The 19,331-nt window shown below is 41.8% G+C and carries 17 protein-coding genes and 1 riboswitch; of the genes, 16 read left to right on the forward strand and 1 reads right to left on the reverse strand.

Annotated elements, in window-relative coordinates; translation table 11 throughout:
* Nucleotides 1–290 precede the first annotated feature (290 nt).
* The 8 genes from AC3WTL_RS11345 to AC3WTL_RS11380 all read left to right on the forward strand — a co-directional run bounded on the left by AC3WTL_RS11345 (nucleotide 291) and on the right by AC3WTL_RS11380 (nucleotide 10,391).
* Nucleotides 291–1,994 (forward strand): long-chain-fatty-acid--CoA ligase, encoded by a 1,704-nt coding sequence (locus AC3WTL_RS11345; RefSeq protein ID WP_492369434.1) that lies wholly within the window; start codon nucleotides 291–293, stop codon nucleotides 1,992–1,994.
* Nucleotides 1,995–2,426: 432 nt separating this feature from the next.
* Nucleotides 2,427–3,011 (forward strand): fatty acid metabolism transcriptional regulator FadR, encoded by a 585-nt coding sequence (gene fadR, locus AC3WTL_RS11350; RefSeq protein ID WP_048011930.1) that lies wholly within the window; start codon nucleotides 2,427–2,429, stop codon nucleotides 3,009–3,011.
* 39 nt (nucleotides 3,012–3,050) lie between these two features.
* Nucleotides 3,051–3,824, forward strand: coding sequence for an enoyl-CoA hydratase (locus AC3WTL_RS11355; protein ID WP_048011931.1), 774 nt, complete (start codon nucleotides 3,051–3,053; stop codon nucleotides 3,822–3,824).
* A gap of 265 nt (nucleotides 3,825–4,089) precedes the next feature.
* Entirely contained in the window at nucleotides 4,090–4,863 is a 774-nt protein-coding gene (locus tag AC3WTL_RS11360) for an electron transfer flavoprotein subunit beta/FixA family protein (RefSeq protein WP_252219542.1), read from the forward strand.
* Nucleotides 4,864–4,903: 40 nt separating this feature from the next.
* Complete coding sequence (locus tag AC3WTL_RS11365; RefSeq protein ID WP_095244937.1) at nucleotides 4,904–5,881, forward strand: electron transfer flavoprotein subunit alpha/FixB family protein; 978 nt, start codon at nucleotides 4,904–4,906, stop codon at nucleotides 5,879–5,881.
* Nucleotides 5,882–6,052: 171 nt separating this feature from the next.
* Nucleotides 6,053–6,367 carry a thioredoxin gene (gene trxA / locus AC3WTL_RS11370; protein WP_035330252.1) on the forward strand — a complete coding sequence of 105 codons (315 nt, stop codon included), beginning with the start codon at nucleotides 6,053–6,055 and terminating at the stop codon, nucleotides 6,365–6,367.
* A 508-nt stretch (nucleotides 6,368–6,875) separates the two neighbouring features.
* The gene (uvrC, locus tag AC3WTL_RS11375) at nucleotides 6,876–8,669 is read left to right on the forward strand and encodes an excinuclease ABC subunit UvrC (protein ID WP_227888143.1); all 1,794 of its coding nucleotides are present in this window, start codon (nucleotides 6,876–6,878) and stop codon (nucleotides 8,667–8,669) included.
* A gap of 120 nt (nucleotides 8,670–8,789) precedes the next feature.
* A riboswitch (Lysine riboswitch) is annotated at nucleotides 8,790–8,969 on the forward strand.
* A 192-nt stretch (nucleotides 8,970–9,161) separates the two neighbouring features.
* Nucleotides 9,162–10,391 carry an aspartate kinase gene (locus AC3WTL_RS11380; protein ID WP_197213190.1) on the forward strand — a complete coding sequence of 410 codons (1,230 nt, stop codon included), beginning with the start codon at nucleotides 9,162–9,164 and terminating at the stop codon, nucleotides 10,389–10,391.
* 63 nt (nucleotides 10,392–10,454) lie between these two features.
* On the opposite strand, the gene AC3WTL_RS11385 is transcribed toward AC3WTL_RS11380, so the two are convergent.
* Nucleotides 10,455–10,904 (reverse strand): YslB family protein, encoded by a 450-nt coding sequence (locus AC3WTL_RS11385; RefSeq protein ID WP_048011041.1) that lies wholly within the window; start codon nucleotides 10,902–10,904, stop codon nucleotides 10,455–10,457.
* 349 nt (nucleotides 10,905–11,253) lie between these two features.
* Between AC3WTL_RS11385 and AC3WTL_RS11390 the strand changes: the two genes are divergently transcribed.
* The 8 genes from AC3WTL_RS11390 (at nucleotide 11,254) to recQ (ending at nucleotide 19,278) form a co-directional block, all read left to right on the forward strand.
* Entirely contained in the window at nucleotides 11,254–11,862 is a 609-nt protein-coding gene (locus AC3WTL_RS11390; protein ID WP_035330248.1) for a succinate dehydrogenase cytochrome b558 subunit, read from the forward strand.
* 187 nt (nucleotides 11,863–12,049) lie between these two features.
* Nucleotides 12,050–13,810: a succinate dehydrogenase flavoprotein subunit gene (gene sdhA, locus AC3WTL_RS11395; RefSeq protein WP_226618260.1), complete on the forward strand. Its 1,761-nt coding sequence runs from the start codon at nucleotides 12,050–12,052 to the stop codon at nucleotides 13,808–13,810.
* Between the two features lie 3 nt (nucleotides 13,811–13,813).
* A complete protein-coding gene (gene sdhB / locus AC3WTL_RS11400) occupies nucleotides 13,814–14,581 on the forward strand; it encodes a succinate dehydrogenase iron-sulfur subunit (RefSeq protein ID WP_035330246.1) in 768 nt (255 codons plus the stop codon).
* Between the two features lie 158 nt (nucleotides 14,582–14,739).
* Nucleotides 14,740–15,204: an acyl-CoA thioesterase gene (locus AC3WTL_RS11405; RefSeq protein ID WP_048011039.1), complete on the forward strand. Its 465-nt coding sequence runs from the start codon at nucleotides 14,740–14,742 to the stop codon at nucleotides 15,202–15,204.
* Nucleotides 15,205–15,351: 147 nt separating this feature from the next.
* On the forward strand, nucleotides 15,352–15,576 hold the full coding sequence (locus tag AC3WTL_RS11410) for a helix-turn-helix domain-containing protein (protein WP_009333184.1): 225 nt from the start codon (nucleotides 15,352–15,354) through the stop codon (nucleotides 15,574–15,576).
* A 159-nt stretch (nucleotides 15,577–15,735) separates the two neighbouring features.
* Nucleotides 15,736–16,194: a MarR family winged helix-turn-helix transcriptional regulator gene (locus AC3WTL_RS11415; RefSeq protein WP_061791493.1), complete on the forward strand. Its 459-nt coding sequence runs from the start codon at nucleotides 15,736–15,738 to the stop codon at nucleotides 16,192–16,194.
* A 10-nt stretch (nucleotides 16,195–16,204) separates the two neighbouring features.
* Nucleotides 16,205–16,999 carry a glutamate racemase gene (racE, locus tag AC3WTL_RS11420; protein WP_163143715.1) on the forward strand — a complete coding sequence of 265 codons (795 nt, stop codon included), beginning with the start codon at nucleotides 16,205–16,207 and terminating at the stop codon, nucleotides 16,997–16,999.
* A gap of 137 nt (nucleotides 17,000–17,136) precedes the next feature.
* Nucleotides 17,137–19,278, forward strand: coding sequence for a DNA helicase RecQ (gene recQ, locus AC3WTL_RS11425; protein ID WP_252222487.1), 2,142 nt, complete (start codon nucleotides 17,137–17,139; stop codon nucleotides 19,276–19,278).
* Nucleotides 19,279–19,331: the final 53 nt, after the last annotated feature.

Genomic DNA, 19,331 nt, shown 5'->3' on the forward strand with positions numbered 1-19,331 from the left:
CTTCTTATTGGGGCCATTTATATATTTTTCATTGCATAATATTTTTGTGAAATAGGGAAATGAAGAAATCGCCAATTCATATGGCGATTTTTTTATTTTAATCATTAGAAGAATATTACAGATAGAGTGGACAGCCTATGCAAAAATTTCTTCCTAAGTGGAAGGTCTTATTCTAATTGTCATAGATCCAGCATTATATTATAATAAGAACGAACAGTTAGAATGTTCAAAAAGTTCAGAAGGAGTACATCGCTTTTCTGAAGTTTTAGCAAGAATGAAGGAGGGACAAAATGGCAGAAGCAAAACCATGGCTTAAGCAATATCCGGAAGAAATCCCCTCAACTTTGTCATATCCAAAACAGCCGGTACAGGATTATTTGAAAAATGCTGCAGAAGAATTTCCGGAAAAAATAGCAATCCACTTTATGGGGAAGGAATTCACATATAAATATATATACGAATCTTCCCTTAAGCTAGCTGCATATTTACAGAGTCTTGGAATTCAAAAGGGAGACCGGGTAGCGATCATGCTTCCGAATACTCCTCAGTCCGTTATCAGCTATTACGGAATTCTGATGGCTGGCGGGATTGTTGTCCAGACAAATCCGCTGTACATGGAACGGGAATTGGAATACCAAATGAAAGACTCAGAAGCAAAAGCGATCATTACAATGGATATCTTATTTCCCAGAGTGACCAAAGTGATGCCGCATACAGAAGTGAAGCATATAATTGTAACGGCAATCAAAGATGCACTTCCATTCCCTAAAAATTTAATATATCCTTTTATCCAGAAAAAACAATATGGAATCGTTGTTAATGTAAAGCATGAAGGTCATAATCATTTGCTGTCAGAAATATTAAAAAGGCCGGCTGAGCCTCTTAGAATCCATGACTTTGATTTTGAAGAAGACTTGGCATTATTGCAGTACACAGGCGGCACGACCGGGTTCCCTAAGGGTGTCATGCTATCTCACAGCAACCTGGTATCCAATACAGCGATGTGCAAGGCCTGGCTTTATAAGTGCATGCGCGGCGAGGAGACGGTGCTTGGCATACTTCCATTCTTTCACGTGTATGGAATGACAACAGTCATGATTTTATCTGTAATGGATGCGCATAAAATGGTCCTCCTCCCGAAGTTTGATCCCGAAACTACCCTGAAAACCATTCATAAACAAAGGCCGACCTTATTTCCTGGAGCGCCTACTATTTACATTGGGTTATTGAACCATCCGGATATAAAAAAATATGACCTATCTTCTATAGACTCCTGCATTAGCGGATCTGCTGCCCTGCCAGTTGAAGTCCAGCAGAAATTTGAAGAAATAACAGGAGGCAAGCTTGTAGAGGGCTACGGTCTGACTGAATCATCACCTGTTACACATGCAAACTTCTTATGGGACCGCCCCCGCGTCAAAGGCAGTATAGGTGTCCCATGGCCTGATACAGATGCAGCAATTTTCTCACTGGAGACAGGAGAAGCACTTCCGGCAGGAGAAGTTGGCGAAATTGCGGTTAAAGGGCCTCAGGTAATGAAAGGCTATTGGAAACGCCCCGAAGAAACGGACCAGACCTTAAGAGATGGCTGGCTGCTCACAGGTGACCTGGGCTATATGGATGAGAAGGGATATTTCTATGTAGTGGACAGGAAAAAGGATATGATTATTGCAGGAGGATTCAATATTTACCCGCGTGAAATAGAAGAAGTGCTATATGAGCATCCAGCAGTACAGGAAGTGGTTGCTGCCGGAATACCGGATCCTTATCGCGGAGAAACAGTAAAAGCTTATATTGTGCTGAAGGAGGGAAAAGAGGCAACGGAAGCTGAACTGGATCAGTTTGCAAGAAAGCATCTGGCAGCTTATAAGGTTCCACGGCTATATGAATTCCGCAGAGAGCTTCCTAAGACAGCAGTTGGAAAAATACTGAGAAGGGCGTTAGTGGATGAAGAAAAGAAGAAATTTAAAGAAGAAGAGGAAAAGCGGGCTTAGCTTCAGAGACCGATTTTCAATCGGCTCTTTATTTTTGAATCAATAAGCTTGTCCAGATATAAAGGAAATGTAATAATAAAATATATTTAAAGGGAAATTCTTGACACAAATGAATTGTCCTACTATTATAAAAATATGAATGATGATTCATTCATTTTAATTTAAAAATAATAAACCAAGTGGATTGGCTGATCCCGGCAGCAGGAAAGGAATTTACCCGCACTGCTGCCCGTTAGAAATCAATGCCCCGTTTATCGCAGTCTAACGGGCAGTAAGACCCCCACTTCAAGACTAGACTCAGAAGAATCAAAGGAGGATAAGTGGGGGGCAAACTGCCCGTAAAGGCCCGATTGGTTCAACTAACAATCAGTGGGGGATAAGGAAAACCCACACTGATTGAAGTTTCACTTTATTCTGAAAGGAGGGAGCCACATGAAAAAAACAAAGCCTAAGTACCGGCAAATTATTGATGCTGCTGTAGTTGTGATCGCTGAAAACGGCTATCACCAGGCTCAGGTATCAAAAATTGCCAAACAGGCTGGTGTCGCTGATGGCACGATCTATTTATATTTTAAAAACAAAGAAGATATATTAATATCCCTCTTTCAGGATAAAATGGGCTACTTTGTTGAGAAAATTGAGGAAAAAATTGCAGGAAAAGAGAAAGCTGCAGAGAAACTATTAATGATGGTAGAATCGCACTTTAAAATGCTCTCGGAAGACAAGCACCTGGCAATTGTAACCCAGCTCGAGTTGAGGCAGTCAAATAAGGACCTGCGCCATAAAATTAATGAGGTGCTCAAAGGTTATCTCACTTTAGTGGAAAGGATTCTTGATGACGGCAGGGAGAGCGGCGAATTCTCAGCTGATCTTGATATCAGGCTGGCGCGTCAGATGATTTTTGGCACTATGGACGAAACAGTGACCACATGGGTAATGAATGAGCAGAAATATGACCTTACAGCATTGGCAGGACCTGTTCATAAACTTTTAATCAGCGGGTGCGGAAAACCTTGAAAATGTTAAAGTGCTCAATAATATAGTAGGAGGGATACGATGGAATACCTTAAATGGTCCCATAACGACTTCGTAGCAACGATTACAATTGAACGTCCGCCTGCGAATGCTCTTTCATCAGGTGTATTAAAAGAGCTTTCAGCTGTTCTGGATGAAGTTGAAGATAATAGTGAAGTTAGAGTTATTCTAATTCACGGAGAAGGCAGGTTCTTTTCAGCAGGAGCTGATATAAAAGAATTTACAACTATTGAAAGCGGAGAGGATTTTTCAAGCTTAGCGACCTATGGACAGAATCTCTTTGAGCGAATGGAAAAGTTCCCTAAGCCAATTATTGCAGCCATTCATGGTGCAGCACTTGGCGGAGGCCTGGAGCTTGCGATGGGCTGTCACTTCCGTCTTGTAGCTGAAAACGCAAAGCTCGGTCTTCCGGAGCTTCAGCTTGGATTGATTCCCGGTTTTGCCGGAACTCAGCGGCTTCCCCGCTATGTAGGCACTGCTCGTGCAGCTGAAATGCTGTTCACAAGCGACCCGATCACCGGGCTTGAAGCAGTTCAATATGGTTTGGCTAACCATGCCTTTCCTGAGGAGCAGCTTTTGGAAAATGCCTATAAGATGGCAAAGAAAATAGCGAAGAAGAGCCCAGGCTCAATTAAGGCAGCTATTGAGCTATTAAACTTCGGAAAAACAGGACAATTCTACGAAGGTGTAAAGAAAGAAGCGGAATTGTTTGGAGAAGTATTTGTATCTGAAGATGGGAAGGAAGGCATATCTGCATTTATTAATAAGCGGGAGCCAAACTTCACCGGAAAATAGCAGTTAAAAGAATTGAGCTGAAAGATTACATTCAGTCTAATAATCTATTATAATAGACATGTAAGCGTTTGATTTAATCTTCAGAAGATTCATTGGTTAAATTATGGTCTGTGAGCGAGCGCCCGCTCAATTTTAAAATAAGCGGGCAGTTCCAAGCAGATGAACCTTTCTGTACGCATTAAATATTTTCAATCTTTCGAAGTGAAGAAATGTTTTAATTAATGGCTTTGTTATATGACAATGCTTAATTACTAGGAGGGAAATCATGAACATCTACGTATTAATGAAGAGAACATTTGATACTGAAGAAAAAATTACAATCTCCGGCGGCAAAATCAATGAAGATGGCGCTGAATTTATCATTAATCCCTATGATGAATATGCAATTGAAGAAGCAATCCAGGTTCGTGATGCGAATGGCGGAGAAGTAACAGTTGTTTCTGTGGAAACAGAAGAAGCTGAAAAGCAGCTCCGTACCGCTCTTGCGATGGGTGCCGATAAAGCTGTTTTAATAAATACAGAAGATGACGTTGAGAATGGGGATCAGTTCACGACGGCAAAAATCTTATCTGAATTCCTGAAAGACAAAGAGGCTGACTTAATCATTGCTGGGAATGTAGCAATTGATGGGGGCTCCGGACAGGTTGGACCGCGTGTAGCAGAGATTTTGGGAATTTCATATGTAACAACGATCACTAAGCTTGATATTAATGGCAGATCTGCCACAGTAGTGCGTGATGTTGAGGGGGATTCAGAAGTAATTGAGACATCTCTTCCATTATTGGTCACTGCCCAGCAGGGTCTGAATGAGCCTCGCTATCCATCCTTGCCAGGAATTATGAAGGCGAAAAAGAAGCCTCTTGATGAGCTTGAGCTTGACGATCTTGATCTTGATGAGGACGATGTTGAAGCTAAGACAAAAACAATTGAAATCTATATGCCGCCTAAAAAAGAAGCAGGAAAAGTTCTTGAAGGCGAATTGGAAGATCAAGTTAAGGAACTGGTGAAGCTTCTTCATACTGAAGCTAAAGTTGTCTGATCATCATAACTGATTAATAATAACGCAGGGGGTAAAACATATGGCTAGAAAAGTATTAGTGTTAGGTGAAGTCCGTGACGGTTCATTGCGTAATGTATCCTTCGAAGCTGTTGCAGCCGGTAAGACTGCATCAGAAGGCGGAGAAGTTGTAGGAGTTTTAATTGGTGATTCTGTAAGCGCTTTAGCGAGTGGAATGATTCACTATGGTGCTGACCGTGTTGTAACTGTTGAAGATGAGAAGCTGAAGCAGTATACGCCTGATGGTTTTTCACAGGCTCTAATGGCTGTGATTGATTCTGAAAGTCCGGATGGCCTTATTTTTGGGCATACAGCAATGGGGAAAGATCTTGCTCCTAAAATTGCTGCCAAGCTTGAGTCTGGTTTAATCTCTGACGTAACAAGCCTTGAAGAAGCAGGCGGAAATCTGGTCTTCACACGCCCGATTTATTCAGGAAAAGCTTTTGAAAAGAAGATTGTGACAGATGGCCTCCTTTTTGCCACAATCCGTCCAAATAACATAGCTCCTTTGGAAAAGGATGAATCAAGATCAGGAGATGTTGCTTCTGTTGCAGCAGAAATCAAGGATCTTCGCACAATCATTAAGGAAGTTGTCCGCAAAGCGAGTGAAGGCGTTGACTTATCCGAAGCTAAGGTTATTATTGCCGGCGGCCGCGGTGTTAAGAGCGAGGAAGGCTTTGAGCCATTAAAAGAACTTGCTTCTGTTTTAAACGGAGCTGTAGGTGCATCACGAGGAGCTTGTGATGCCGATTATTGCGACTATTCACTGCAAATTGGACAAACGGGTAAAGTGGTAACACCAGACCTGTATATTGCATGCGGTATCTCCGGAGCTATTCAGCACTTAGCGGGGATGTCCAACTCCAAAGTAATCGTAGCGATTAACAAAGATCCGGAAGCCAATATCTTTAAGGTAGCTGATTACGGTATTGTCGGAGACCTGTTTGAGGTTGTTCCACTGTTAACAGAAGAGTTCAAAAAGCTTAAAGTAAACGCATAAAGTACAAATGGGCGGCAGATGGCCGCCCATTATACATAAAGTCCATAATAAAGAAAGCGAATAATCTGCTTTACATAGGGTAAATTACGATCGAGCAGATTATTCGCAACATAGTATAAACGATGATATACTGTCGTTAGTATTTGAGTTAAATTTTAGGAGGCATATCAAATGGCTATTACACACGCAACTGACCAAAATTTCACTGCTGAAACTGGTTCGGGATTAGTATTGGCAGATTTCTGGGCTCCATGGTGCGGCCCTTGTAAAATGATCGCTCCTGTATTGGAAGAACTTGATTCTGAAATGGGCGATAAAGTCAAAATTGTAAAAATCGATGTTGACGAAAACCAGGAAACAGCCGGCAAGTTTGGCGTAATGAGCATCCCAACTTTGATCGTACTAAAAGACGGTGAAGTGGTGGATAAAGCGGTTGGCTTCCAGCCGAAAGAAGCTCTTGCTGAATTACTTTCAAAGCATGCTTAATCTATAAGAAATTTCCCGGTGTCCCATGCGGACATCGGGATTTTTTTATCGCAGTCTAACGGGCAGTAAGACCCCCGCTTTAAGAGTCAGAGGAAACAAAGGAGGATAAGCGGGGATCAAACTGCCCGTAAAGGCCCGATTGGTGAGATACAGTGAAACTTGCCGACGCGCAGGCAGAGGCTTAGTTGAACCAATCGGGTTCGTAGTGTCGATTGATCGAAGCGCTAGCGGAGATCTTAGCGACACTAGAACGCGACTAACAATCAGTGGGGGATAAGGAAAACCCCCACTGATTGAAGTTTCACTTTATCATGTGTGTTTAGCAGTTATGCTGCAGGATTACCAGCTGATATAATAAGATGGGGATGCAGTGCTTTTATTATGCGGACTAAGCTTCATGACCAGCTTGTATGCCAAGTGATTATGAAAATTTTAAATTAATGTTATATAAAATTTTTCCTAAGGAAGCCTTTCAATTAGAAAAATATAACCGGGGAGGTGGAGTGCCATGAATGAAACGATAAAAAATAAACTGATGCTGCTGCCTGCGCAGCCAGGCTGCTATTTAATGAAAGACAGGCAGGGGACCATCATCTATGTGGGGAAAGCCAAAATTCTCAGAAACCGGGTCAGGTCCTACTTTACAGGCTCACATGACGGGAAAACATTAAGACTTGTTCATGAGATCGTGGACTTTGAGTACATTGTCACATCTTCAGATATGGAAGCATTGATTCTTGAGATGAATCTGATCAAGAAATATGATCCCAAATATAATGTAATGCTGAAGGACGATAAAAGCTACCCTTTTATCAAATTGACGGCCGAACGCCATCCCCGTCTGATAACAACCAGAAAAGTAAAAAAAGACAGGGGAAAATACTTTGGACCTTATCCCAATGTGCAGGCTGCCAATGAAACAAAAAAGCTGCTCGACCGTATTTATCCTCTCCGCAAATGTTCAACTCTTCCGGACAGAGTTTGCCTTTATTATCACTTGGGCCAATGTCTTGCACCTTGCGTAAAGGAAGTAAGTGCAGATCAATATAAGCAAATGACAGATGAAATTGCGAAATTCTTAAATGGCGGATACAAAGAGATTAAAAAAGACCTTACTGCAAAAATGACAGCCGCTGCAGAAGAATTGGACTTTGAACGAGCAACAGAGCTCAGAGATAAAATTGCCCATATAGATGCAACGATGGAAAAGCAAAAAATGACGATGACAGATTTTACAGATCGGGATGTATTTGGCTATGCGGTTGATAAAGGGTGGATGTGTGTCCAGGTCTTCTTCATCAGGCAGGGCAAGCTGATCGAACGGGATGTATCAATGTTCCCGATTTATAATGAGCCGGAAGAAGAAATTTTAACGTTCCTCGGCCAGTTTTATACTAAAGCAAATCATTTTAAACCACGTGAAATATTGGCACCCGATTCCGTTGATGCAGTCATGGCAGAACAGCTTCTTGATGTGAAAGTGCTAAAACCGCAGCGCGGGCAAAAAAAGGACCTGGTGAAGCTTGCTTATAAAAATGCAAAAATTGCTCTCCAGGAGAAGTTCTCTTTAATAGAGCGTGATGAAGAACGGACTATTAAAGCTGTTGAAAATCTGGGTGATCAGCTTGGAATTTATACTCCTCACCGGATTGAAGCCTTTGATAATTCAAATATCCAGGGGTCGGATCCCGTTTCTGCCATGATCGTCTTCATTGATGGCAAACCTGAGAAAAGAGAGTACCGAAAATATAAAATAAAGTCCGTTAAAGGTCCTGATGATTATGAATCCATGAGAGAAGTCACGCGACGCAGATATACAAGAGTACTGAAAGAAGAACTGCCGCTTCCGGACTTAATCTTGATTGATGGAGGAAAAGGGCATGTTGAAGCTGTAAGGGATGTGCTGGAAAATGAACTCGGTCTGGATATTCCGATTTCAGGCCTGGTGAAGGATGAGAAGCACAGAACTTCACAGCTTTTATATGGTAATCCGCTTCAAATTATTCCACTTGCAAGGAACAGCCAGGAATTCTACCTGCTGCAGAGAATTCAGGATGAAGTTCATCGCTTTGCGATTACTTTTCACCGCCAGCTTCGCGGAAAAAGTGCCTTTCAGTCTATTCTGGATGAAATTCCAGGCATAGGCGAAAAGCGAAAAAAACAGCTGTTGAAGGCCTTTGGGTCTGTAAAGAAAATGAAAGAGGCATCAATTGAGGAGTTTAGAAAAATAGGCATTCCTGCGATTGTTGCAGAGGAGTTAAAGCAGAGGCTTGAGGAACAAAATGGAAACTCTGAGTCTTAAATGGATATAGACATAAAAAGTCAGACATGTTATACTAATTGAAACTTTATATCAATATCACTTTATAGCGATAAAGCGCATGTCCATATGTTTAAACTGAACTATTGGACATAATCGTTAAGTGAAGGTAGAGGTGCGAACTTCATCAGTAAAAGCTTGGAGAAGAATGAGCTTCCATGAAAAGCTTTGAAAGGGTATGTTCGCCGAAGTGGAGAAAATCTCATCATTTTTTCTGCTGGTTTTGCATTGAATAAATGCAGGATTGTCAGGACATTGCCGTCCTGGAGAGCTATCTCACTGTGTTTGCTCACATATACATTTTGGCTGCACAGCAATGGGATAGTTAAACTATTCCATTGCTTTTTTTATTGCCCAAAAGGGGTATTTTAGATTTAAGGCCATTGTCAAATACAGCCGAGTGGACTGTCTTGCTTCACTTACATAGGACGGCAATTCATAATATTACGAGATCTTTAGAAAGAAGGGAAAGCTGTGGGAATCATAGTGCAGAAATTCGGAGGCACCTCCGTGGGGACTGTAGACAGAATACAAAATGTCGCTAATCGGGTAATTGAGGAAAAAAACCGTGGAAACGATGTTGTTGTAGTTGTTTCGGCAATGGGCAAAACGACTGATCAGCTGGTTGGCATGGCAAGGGAGATTTCCCCATCACCAGATAAAAGGGAAATGGACATGCTGCTTACAACCGGCGAACAGGTGACCATCTCTTTATTAGCAATGGCATTAAATGCGAAAGGGCATCACGCTGTTTCTTTTACAGGGTGGCAGGCAGGTATTAAAACAGAAGCAGTCCATGGTAATGCGAGGATAGTAAATATTGATCCAGCCACCATTCAGGGGGAATTAAATCAGGGGAAAATTGTAATTGTAGCAGGCTTTCAGGGGATGACAGAAGATGGCTCAATTACCACGCTTGGCCGCGGAGGATCTGATACAACTGCTGTTGCACTGGCTGCAGCACTTAAAGCTGATAAATGTGATATTTATACGGATGTTACAGGTGTGTTTACAACCGACCCCCGCTTTATAAAGAATGCCAGAAAGTTACATTCTGTGTCCTATGATGAAATGCTTGAGCTGGCCAATTTGGGGGCTGGAGTGCTCCATCCAAGAGCGGTTGAATTCGCTAAAAACTATGGACTTCCGATTGAAGTGCGTTCAAGCCTTGAAAAGGAAGCAGGAACAATCATTGAGGAGGAAGTAAAAATGGAACAAAATTTAGTGGTGCGCGGTGTGGCTTTTGAAGATGACATAACAAGAGTAACAATCATTGGTCTTCCTAATTCACTGACTGGGCTGTCTACTATTTTCTCGGCGCTCGCCAAAAACCACATTAATGTCGATATCATTATTCAGAGCATGACAGAAGCCCAGACAACTAACCTGTCCTTCTCAATTAAGAATGAAGATCTGACGGATACAGTGAAAGTTTTAGAAAAGCATAGAGATCAATTAAATTATGACCGCATTGAGTGGGAATCAGGGCTTGCAAAGGTTTCAATTGTCGGCTCAGGCATGATTTCAAATCCGGGTGTGGCTGCAGAAATGTTCGAAGTGCTTTCAGCGAATGAAATTCAGGTGAAAATGGTAAGCACGTCAGAAATTAAAGTATCAGCGGTTGTGGAAAACAGTAAAATGATCGATGCTGTTGATGCTTTACACGAGGCATTCAAGCTGTCTGTTTCTGCTGTTAAGGCTTAATTCCGAAGCTATAAACAATAAGCTATCAGAAATTGATAGCTTATTGTTTGTACGTATTAGATGTTACTCAGCAGGATCCTTTTTATCCCACTTCACAGTAATAAGGATTTTGCCGGTTTTCTTGCGGGGATGTTCAAATGCCTCACAAATAACTTCTTTTTGAAATTCTATCTGCTGGGCTATAAAACCAGCTTCGAGCTGAAATGTGCAGTTATTGTTTTTTTGCAAGCGGCCAGCAATCAGCGGGCTTGATAATATCATTTCAAGTTCATGTTTAGATTCGTTTGCGATGGAAAGGTTGCCCCAGCCGGCATTTGTGAAAAATTCGGCAATCTGTCCGGCTGTTTCCAGAGGATACATGCGTGCAAGCCTTTTGCCGGCCCAATATAAAATTTCGGGTGCTTCATTTCCTAAAAGGTCATGCAAAAGAACTTCCCGGATTAGTTCATACCCAAATACCGGTACAGACTGTATGTGATCTTCATTAGATTTCGCAGATGCTAATTCGCTCAATAGTCTCCCCTCTTTCTATGATTCTATTATATACAATATGCTTGGGGAGTTAATATCAATTCAGTAAAAAATAGAACGATTTGCATAGAAATAATTACTATTTCAGTATATTGGAGACCGGCAATTAGGTCATATTGAACCGCAGGATAATATATGTTTTTAACCCGTTAATATTTTTTAAAAATTTTATTAATATGGAACATTTTATGTATCCGTTTTCTTGACGCTCTATTATCTTGGGAGTAAAATGGACATGTCACATAATTGTAAGAAAATGAATAACATTTTCGAGATGATGTCCTGAGCGGGGGCTCAGCATCGTTTTTTTAAAATCAGGGGGGGAAAGTTTATGGCAGGTAATCGTGAGTTTTTTAATCGCAGATTGCATTCATTGCTTGGCGTAATACCAGTTGGATTGTTTTTGGTGCAGCACCTTGTAGTGAACCATTTTGCAACAGGGGGAGAGGAATCTTTTAATAATGCAGCGCATTTTATGGAAAGTCTTCCATTTAGAATATTCCTTGAAACGTTTGTAATCTATTTACCTTTGCTGTTCCACGCAATCTATGGCCTTTATATTGCTTTTACTGCGAAAAATAACACAAGCAGATACGGATATTTCCGCAACTGGATGTTTATGCTTCAGCGTGTTTCAGGTGTCATTACGCTGGTTTTTGTTGCATGGCATGTTTGGGAAACACGTGTACAGGCTGCCTTTGGAGCAGAAGTTAACTTTCAGATGATGGAGAACATCCTGTCGAATCCATTTATGTTCTGGTTCTATATTATTGGAGTCATTTCTGCAATTTTCCACTTTGCTAATGGGCTTTGGTCATTCCTTGTCAGCTGGGGACTTACAGTATCTCCTCGTTCACAAGTTATTTCCACTTACGTAACGATCGGAATTTTCATTGCACTATCTATTGTTGGCGTACGTGCTCTTACAGCATTTATTTAATAGACATGAGAGATTATTAGACTTGATCGGATAAAAAGGGAATTGGGCAGCTGCCCGGCTCCGCATTATTGAAAGCGCAAAGGCAAAATCAGCACTTTTGGCAGAATAAACGCCATCGGAAGGCCTCAAGGGGACCGGTAAGCGGGTGCTGGCGCTTTTCTTACAAGTATTAAGGGAGTGAGTCACGATGGGTAAAGGAAAAGTTATAGTTGTCGGCGGCGGACTAGCCGGTTTGATGGCGACAATTAAAGTAGCAGAATCTGGGACTCCGGTTGAATTATTTTCTCTGGTACCGGTTAAACGTTCTCACTCTGTTTGTGCCCAGGGCGGCATCAACGGAGCGGTAAATACAAAAGGGGAAGGCGATTCTCCTTGGATTCATTTCGACGATACAATATATGGCGGGGACTTCCTGGCAAACCAGCCGCCTGTAAAAGCAATGGCAGAGGCTGCACCTGGCATCATTCATTTATTTGACCGTATGGGTGTTATGTTTAACCGTACACCTGAAGGTCTGCTGGACTTCCGCCGCTTCGGTGGAACACAGCATCACCGTACTGCGTTTGCCGGTGCTACAACTGGGCAGCAGCTGCTTTATGCAATGGACGAGCAGGTCCGCCGCCATGAAGTGGCAGGATTAGTGACAAAGTATGAGGGATGGGAATTTCTAGGGGTTATAATCGATGATGACGGAGCTTGTAAGGGTGTCGTTGCCCAGAACCTGACTTCTATGGAAATTAAGTCTTTTGCTGCAGATGCAGTTATTATGGCATCCGGCGGACCGGGAATTATTTTCGGAAAATCCACTAACTCTGTCATAAACACAGGCTCAGCGGCTTCAATCGTTTATCAGCAGGGCGCTTATTACGCAAATGGGGAATTTATTCAGATCCATCCAACCGCCATCCCTGGAGATGATAAGCTTCGCCTAATGAGTGAATCTGCACGCGGTGAAGGCGGACGAGTATGGACATATAAAGATGGCAAACCATGGTACTTCCTTGAGGAAAAATATCCGGCTTACGGAAACCTGGTGCCCCGTGATATTGCAACGCGTGAAATTTTTGACGTTTGTGTTAACCAGAAGCTTGGCATTAACGGGGAGAACATGGTATATCTGGATCTTTCCCATAAAGATCCTAAAGAGCTTGATATTAAGCTTGGCGGAATCATTGAAATCTATGAGAAATTCCAGGGTGAAGACCCTCGTAAAGTGCCAATGAAGATCTTCCCTGCTGTCCACTATTCAATGGGCGGATTATGGGTTGACTATGATCAGATGACAAATATTCCTGGCTTGTTTGCAGCTGGTGAATGTGATTATTCACAGCATGGTGCCAACCGTCTTGGCGCCAACTCACTGCTATCAGCCATTTATGGCGGTATGGTAGCAGGCCCGAATGCAGTCAAGTATATCAGCGGATTAGATAAGAGTGCTGAAGATCTGCCATCATCACTATTTGAACGCCATGTAAAACAGGAAGAAGAAAAATGGAATAATATCATGTCTCTTGATGGCACAGAGAATGCATATGTCCTTCATAAAGAGCTTGGTGAGTGGATGACAGACAATGTAACGGTTGTCCGCCATAATGACAGGCTGTTGAAAACAGATGAAAAAATTGTTGAACTTATGGAGCGCTATAAAAACATTAATATTAATGACACTGCGAAGTGGAGCAATCAGGGTGCAAGCTTTACGCGCCAGCTGCAGAATATGCTTCAATTGGCACGTGTTATTACAATTGGTGCTTATAACCGTAATGAAAGCCGCGGAGCACATTATAAGCCTGATTTCCCTGAACGTAATGATGAGGAATTCATGAAAACAACAATGGCGAAGTTTGTTGATGCAAATTCCGCTCCGGCATTCCATTACGAGGAAATTGATGTAAGCTTAATTCCACCGCGTAAGCGTGACTATTCCAAAAAGAAAGGGGAGAACTAAACCATGCAAGAAACAAAAACGAAAACAGTCCGTTTTGTAATCAGCCGCCAGGATACTCCTGATTCAGCCCCTTATCAGGAAGAGTTTGAAATTGATTACCGTCCGAACATGAACGTTATTTCAGCCCTTATGGAGATTCGCCGTAATCCGGTTAACGTGAAGGGTGAAGATACTACTCCAATCGCATGGGATATGAACTGCCTTGAAGAAGTCTGCGGTGCTTGTTCAATGATTATTAATGGAAAGCCCCGCCAATCATGTACGGCACTTGTAGATCAGCTGGAACAGCCAATCCGTCTTGAGCCGATGCGCACGTTCCCGGTAGTCCGTGACCTGCAGGTCGACAGAAGCCGTATGTTTGATTCCCTGAAAAAGGTTAAAGCATGGATTCCAATCGATGGCACGTATGATTTGGGACCTGGACCGCGTATGCCTGAGAGAAAGCGCCAATGGGCTTATGAGCTTTCAAAGTGCATGACATGCGGTGTTTGTCTGGAAGCATGTCCGAATGTTAACAGCAAATCTGACTTTATCGGACCGGCTCCTTTATCACAGGTTCGCTTGTTCAATGCTCACCCAACTGGTGAAATGAATAAAGCTGAACGTCTGGAGCAAATCATGGGTGACGGCGGACTTGCCAATTGCGGAAACTCTCAAAACTGCGTACAGTCCTGCCCGAAAGGCATTCCTTTAACAACATCCATTGCGGCACTAAACCGCGATACAACATTCCAGTCTTTCAAAAACTTCTTTGGAAGCGACCAGATCTAAACTTGAAAAACCCCTTTCCTTTTGGAGAGGGGTTTTTAGTCTATATTCGCATAATCTTTTATTTAACACAGATGAAAGGTTTTCAAATAATTCAAAAAACACTATAATGAAATACAACAGAGTGAATGCTCATTCATAAAAAATTGGGAGGGACCAGCATGAAAAAATTGAGCTATATAGACGATTTTAAAAAATGGGAAGAAGAATTCATTTTCTTTCATCCAGTAAAAGTCAGATTTTCTGAAACTGATATGTTTGGACATTTGAACAATACCATTCCATTTACATACTATGAAGAAGCAAGGATAGAATTTTTCAAAAGCAAGGGCTTTATGCAGGACTGGGTAAAGCATGATAGTGAAACCATACCAGTCGTAGCAGACCTCCAATGCGATTTTATCAGCCAGGTTTTCTTTGATGAAGAGATACAAATATACGTAAAAGCTGCTTCAATAGGGAATTCTTCTGTTGATCTTCATTATATGGGTAGGAAATCAGACGGTTCAGTTTGCTTCACCGGCAGGGGGACGATGGTGCAGATATCAAAGGTGACAGGCAAGGGTGTGCCTTGGACCGAAAATATGAAAGAAATGCTGAAAAGCGGGGTTAAAGTCCGAGCCTAGCGGCACAATGGCACATTTCCTGAAAATAACTTTCTCCTTTCACTAAATATAGTCACTTCGGCTGTTTTGCTGACATATGATATGGTGACTAAATATATACCCATCCCGCGGTTCATAGCTGGCGAAAGGCAAGGAGGGTTACAATACTTGAAGGAGAATGAATATACTCACAAGCCGTTACTCACCAAACGAGAAAGAGAAGTATTCGAATTGTTAGTACAAGATAAAACAACAAGGGAAATCGCTGGTGAATTGTTTATAAGTGAAAAAACGGTTCGGAACCACATTTCTAATGCCATGCAAAAGCTTGGTGTAAAGGGGCGATCACAAGCTGTTGTAGAGCTCCTTCGAATGGGAGAGCTAGAACTTTAATTTAGACCGGCTATCCTTCTGGGAGGCCGGTTATCACATTTATATAGGGAATATTTCATTATTGGATTTATTTCTGTCTTGAAATTTATACGGAAAAAGGTGAAAATAAATGCACAAGGGCAGAAAACATCGTAAAAGCTTAAATGGGAGTGTTTATGAATGAAGCTGGAAGATCCTAAAACAAATGAAATAAATGATGTTGTAGCTGATATTGAAAAAGACTTAAGATACATATCCGGCATTATCAAGCAAAAGGGAAGGGAAATTCTAAGTGATTTTACCATTACCCCTCCTCAGTTTGTGGCATTGCAATGGCTGTTTGAAGAAGGTGATATGACTATCGGCGAGCTGTCAAATAAAATGTATCTTGCATGCAGCACGACAACAGATCTTGTTGATCGAATGGAGAAAAACAGCCTTGTGAAAAGAGTGAAAGACCCAAATGACCGAAGAGTAGTCCGGATTCATCTGCTTGAAGAAGGAGAGCGGATTATTGAAGAAGTTATTAAAAAACGCCAGGATTACCTAAAAGAGGTTCTTAAAAATTCTTCACATAATGAGGTCTTGTTCTTAAAAGATAACTTAATGAAATTACACCATGATATGCGCGGAGAATGAGGCGGTACTTTTGAAACAACCTATAGGAATAATTGACTCCGGAGTGGGGGGCTTAACGGTCGCGAAAGAAATCATGCGGCAGCTGCCAAATGAAGATATTGTATACCTCGGAGATACAGCACGATGCCCGTACGGCCCGCGGCCTGGTAAAGAGGTGAAATCCTTTACCTGGCAAATGACGGAGTACCTGCTGAAAAAAAACATTAAAATGCTTGTTATAGCCTGTAATACAGCTACTGCTGTCGCTCTGGAGGAAATACGCAGGGAATTGCCGATACCGGTTATCGGTGTCATTTTCCCAGGCGCAAGAACAGCTATTAAAGTGACGAAAAACCATATAATTGGTGTCATTGGCACAGAGGGCACAGTCAAAAGCAAGGCATATGAAAATGCGCTGATTCAGATAAACAGCAGGTCTGCCGTGCATAGTCTGGCATGCCCCAAATTCGTTCCTCTTGTAGAGAGCGGGGAGTACGAAGGTTCAGTTGCCAAAAAAATAGTGGCTGAGACGCTTCAGCCCTTAAAAGGAAAAGGAATGGATACACTCATTCTTGGATGTACTCATTATCCTTTATTAGAACCGATTATTAAAAATGTAATGGGTAAAGATGTAAAGGTCATCAGCTCAGGTGAGGAAACAGCAAGGGAAGCTAGTACCATTCTGCATCACCATGGCCTGCTTAAAGCTGTGGATGAAAATCCGGAATATAAATTCTGTACAACTGGCTCCACGGCCATTTTTTCTAAAATTGCTTCGAAGTGGCTTGGGGTTACTGTCGATGCTGTAGAAAAAATTTCCCTTTAATAAATGCAGACACCTTCTGAATTTTTTCAGAAGGTGTTTTTTAAGATATCTGCACGTTACTTTTAGATTACTTTTTAAAAAAGCTCTGGTATCATGAAATTGAAGAAAAACTATACTTAATTGAGTTGGTGATCAATTTGCTGGCACAAGCCGAAAACTATTTAAAAAAATATTTTGGATATACTTCTTTCCGCCCCGGCCAACAGGAGATTATTCTGAATATCCTCTCACAAACCAATACTCTTGGAATTCTTCCAACTGGAGGCGGAAAGTCAATCTGCTTTCAAATACCCGCTCTTGTACTCCCCGGAACGGCCATTGTGATTTCTCCCTTAATTTCCCTGATGAAAGATCAAGTAGATGCCCTTAGCACTGCAGGCATCCCGGCTGCTTATATAAACAGCACGTTGTCTTCTGCCGAGTATCAGCACATTGTGGCTGGAATACGCAATGAAGAATATAAGCTCGTGTATGTGGCGCCGGAACGATTTGGGTCCATGGCCTTTTTGCAATTATTAAACGATATTTCAATCAATGCGATTGTCTTTGATGAAGCACATTGTATTTCACAGTGGGGGCATGACTTCCGTCCAAGTTACCGTTCCGTAGTCTCAGAGCTTAGCAATCTGCACCAGAAACCTGTAATTGCTGCTTTGACTGCAACAGCAACACGGGATGTCGCAGAGGATATCCGCAGGCTTCTAAACATCGGCGAGGAAAATACGTTTATAACTGGTTTTGCTAGGGATAACCTCTCCTTTCACGTATTGAAAGGTGTTAACAAAAGAGACTTTATATTACAGACCCTAAATAAACATAAAAACGAAGCAGGAATCATTTATACGTCAAGCCGCAGGGAGACAGACCAGCTGTACCAGTTCCTAAAAGGCAAGAACTGCTCAGTTGCTAAATATCATGCAGGCTTAAAGGAAGAAGAACGGAAAAAAGCACAGGATGCCTTCGTATACGATGAATCAAATATTATGGTCGCAACAAATGCTTTTGGAATGGGGATTGATAAATCCAATGTCAGATATGTCATCCACTATAATCTTCCGCGGAACATTGAAGCTTATTATCAGGAAGCGGGAAGGGCAGGAAGAGATGGAGAGGATAGCATATGTTATTTGCTGTTTGCTCCTCAGGATATCCAGCTGCAGAAATTTTTGATTGAGGAGAGCAGTCTGGATCCCCGGAAAATGGAGCAGGAATACAGCAAGCTAAAGGATATGGTTAATTACTGCCACACAGAAAAATGCCTTCAATCCTATATCATCGATTATTTTGATGAGAATGCCGAACCGATCCTCTGCGGCAAATGCAGCAGCTGCCTGGATGAACGGACAAGCATCGATATTACTCAGGAAGCTTTAATGATTTTTTCGTGCATTAAGCGGATGGAAGAAAGATTTGGCGTTACTTTGACTGCACAGGTTTTGAAAGGCTCAAGTAATAAAAGAATCCGAGAGCTTAATTTTAATAAACTTTCCACATTTGGGCTGATGAAAAACCGCAAAGAAAAAGAGATTGCAGAGATGATCAACTATCTGCTGGCTGAGGATTATCTAATTTTAACAGATGGTAAATATCCGACCGTTAGGCTGTCAGCAAATGCAATTCCTGTCTTGAAAGGACAGAAAAAACTATCCATGAAAATTAGTGTGCCTGTATCTGTTCAGGAAGCAGATGAAAATATTGAACTTTTTGAGATCCTGAGGAAGCTCAGGAAAAAGATTGCAGATGAAGAAAATGTTCCTCCTTTTGTGGTGTTTGCTGATACCGCATTGAAAGAAATGTGCCGTTATTTTCCCGTGAGCAAAGACATGATGTTAAATATTAAAGGTGTAGGGCAAATGAAGTTTGACAAGTATGGGGAATATTTTATTGAGGCAATCAAAGAATTTGCCGAAGAACATAATATTCCCCCTATGCCTGCAGCAGATACGCCTTCAGTGTCAGAGGAAGTACAAGATGACCGTTCAAGCTACCAGATTACCTTTGATTATTATAAGAATGGAAATACCATAACGGAAATAGCCAAAAAGCGAAACTTTTCCCCAATAACGATTCAGGAGCATATCTTCCGCTCGATCAAAGAAGGCAATGCAATTGACTGGTCAGATATTTTCAATGAGACGGAAGAAAAGCTTGTTTTACAGGCAGCGGAAAAAGCAGGAAGAGAAAAACTGAAGCCAATTAAAGAAGAACTTCCGGATGAGATAGATTATTTTAAAATCAAAGCCGTCCTGGTAAAAGACGAACTGCAGAAGCAAAATTGAAGCTCCTTATTGGGGCTTCTTTTAATATGTCTCTATGGCAGCCATACTTCAGA

Source organism: Cytobacillus sp. EB106-05-05-XG126, assembly GCF_058791715.1.

Coding starts and splice junctions, on each gene's coding strand:
- AC3WTL_RS11390 (WP_035330248.1), top strand. CDS start 11,254: ATGGCAGGTAATCGTGAGTTTTTTAATCGCAGATTGCATTCATTGCTT.
- uvrC (WP_227888143.1), top strand. CDS start 6,876: ATGAATGAAACGATAAAAAATAAACTGATGCTGCTGCCTGCGCAGCCA.
- AC3WTL_RS11405 (WP_048011039.1), top strand. CDS start 14,740: ATGAAAAAATTGAGCTATATAGACGATTTTAAAAAATGGGAAGAAGAA.
- AC3WTL_RS11365 (WP_095244937.1), top strand. CDS start 4,904: ATGGCTAGAAAAGTATTAGTGTTAGGTGAAGTCCGTGACGGTTCATTG.
- AC3WTL_RS11415 (WP_061791493.1), top strand. CDS start 15,736: ATGAAGCTGGAAGATCCTAAAACAAATGAAATAAATGATGTTGTAGCT.
- AC3WTL_RS11360 (WP_252219542.1), top strand. CDS start 4,090: ATGAACATCTACGTATTAATGAAGAGAACATTTGATACTGAAGAAAAA.
- trxA (WP_035330252.1), top strand. CDS start 6,053: ATGGCTATTACACACGCAACTGACCAAAATTTCACTGCTGAAACTGGT.
- AC3WTL_RS11345 (WP_492369434.1), top strand. CDS start 291: ATGGCAGAAGCAAAACCATGGCTTAAGCAATATCCGGAAGAAATCCCC.
- sdhB (WP_035330246.1), top strand. CDS start 13,814: ATGCAAGAAACAAAAACGAAAACAGTCCGTTTTGTAATCAGCCGCCAG.
- AC3WTL_RS11355 (WP_048011931.1), top strand. CDS start 3,051: ATGGAATACCTTAAATGGTCCCATAACGACTTCGTAGCAACGATTACA.
- sdhA (WP_226618260.1), top strand. CDS start 12,050: ATGGGTAAAGGAAAAGTTATAGTTGTCGGCGGCGGACTAGCCGGTTTG.
- fadR (WP_048011930.1), top strand. CDS start 2,427: ATGAAAAAAACAAAGCCTAAGTACCGGCAAATTATTGATGCTGCTGTA.